At 68.4% G+C, this 1323-nt stretch carries 3 protein-coding genes; 1 reads left to right on the forward strand and 2 read right to left on the reverse strand.

What is annotated here, in order from left to right:
* Positions 1-641: hypothetical protein (locus tag QP119_RS11430; protein WP_284776289.1), on the forward strand; the 641-nt coding region annotated here is incomplete at its 5' end.
* Between the two features lie 152 nt (positions 642-793).
* On the opposite strand, the gene QP119_RS11435 is transcribed toward QP119_RS11430, so the two are convergent.
* Together QP119_RS11435 and QP119_RS11440 are read right to left on the reverse strand one after the other, a co-directional pair.
* Complete coding sequence (locus QP119_RS11435; protein WP_284776290.1) at positions 794-1093, reverse strand: hypothetical protein; 300 nt, start codon at positions 1091-1093, stop codon at positions 794-796.
* A 31-nt stretch (positions 1094-1124) separates the two neighbouring features.
* The coding region (locus QP119_RS11440) for an integrase core domain-containing protein (protein WP_423777809.1) at positions 1125-1323 on the reverse strand (199 nt) is incomplete at its 5' end.

Below are 1323 nucleotides of genomic sequence, written 5' to 3' on the forward strand. Positions count from 1 at the left end.
ACGTCACTGATGAGGATGACGACGACGACGGTTACACCGACGAGCAGGAGAAGGAGAAGGGTTCTGATCCCAAGGATCCGAACAGCAAGCCTTCTGACGACAACGGCGAGCCTGGTGACAACGGCTCCTCCGAGCCGGCTGACATCGGCAAGTGCATCGCCGCCGGTGTCGGCCTGGGTCTCCCGCTGCTGCTCCTGGCCCCGCTGGGCCTGGCCGGCCAGGTCAACCTGCCCGGTGTCTCCCAGTGGCAGGCTCAGATTGAGCCCCAGATCCGCGAGCTGAACACCCGCCTCCAGCAGGAGGCCGGTCTCTTCAACCCGGAGCTGGCCCGCATGGCCGAGGAGTTCAACGCTCAGATGGCCCGTCCTGAGGTCCGCGCCGCTGTCGGCGGCATCGGCCTCCTGCTCGCCGGCCTGGCCATCGGCGGCATCATGCTGAACGCCTGTGCCCCGGAGGGCGGCTACGGCTCCCCCGGCTCCTCCGACCTGAAGTCGATCGGCTCCGGTGAGAACGAGTCCGAGGGCTCGTCCCAGCCGGAGGCCGAGGACGCCAACGGCGAGGACGCCGCCGCCGAGGAGGAGGTGACCGACCCGGAGGCCGAGGAGGCCACCGACGAGGACACCACCGACCCGGAGGCCTAAGCGCCGCGACCTGAGCCCGGCTCCCCGTGAGCCGGGCCGGGACCCGGCGGGTTAGCCCCCGCAGTACAACGCCGAAGGGCCCTGCCCGGACCGCACATCGTGCGGAACGGACAGGGCCCTTCGCGTGCGCCCGGACGGCGCCCGGACGGGGACTAGCTCGCCGGCGCCGCCTCGGGGGCCTCCGGCGCCTCAGCCGCAGCACCCGCACGGCGGGCATCGAGGAACTTCTTGGCCGCGCCGATGATGCCCGGCAGGATCGAGACGAAGACGATCAGCAGGAAGATCGGCTCGATGTTCTCGCGGATGAAGTCGTAGTGGCCCAGCCACGCGCCCAGAAGCGTGACCCCGCCGCCCCACAGCGTCGCCCCGCACACGGAAAACGGCAGGAAGACGCGGTAGTTCATCCGGGACATGCCGGCCACCAGCGGGGCGTAGGTTGGGGTTGCCCGCAAATGGTGGACACGTAGTGGAGCTACCTCATAGTTAGGCAGCTGTTTCTTCTTCGTTGGTGGTCTGGGTGATGTGGTGCTCGAAGTCGACGGGGCTGACCATACCGAGGGCGGAGTGCCGCCGTCGACGGTTGTAGACCACTTCAATCCAGCGGGCGACACCCGCGCGTGCAGCATCACGGGTAGGCCAGTGTTGCCGGTCGTAAAATTCGGTCTTCAGCGTCGACCAGAAC

Origin of the sequence: Corynebacterium frankenforstense (assembly GCF_030211955.1) — a bacterium.
Classification (GTDB): Bacteria; Actinomycetota; Actinomycetes; order Mycobacteriales; family Mycobacteriaceae; genus Corynebacterium; species Corynebacterium frankenforstense_A.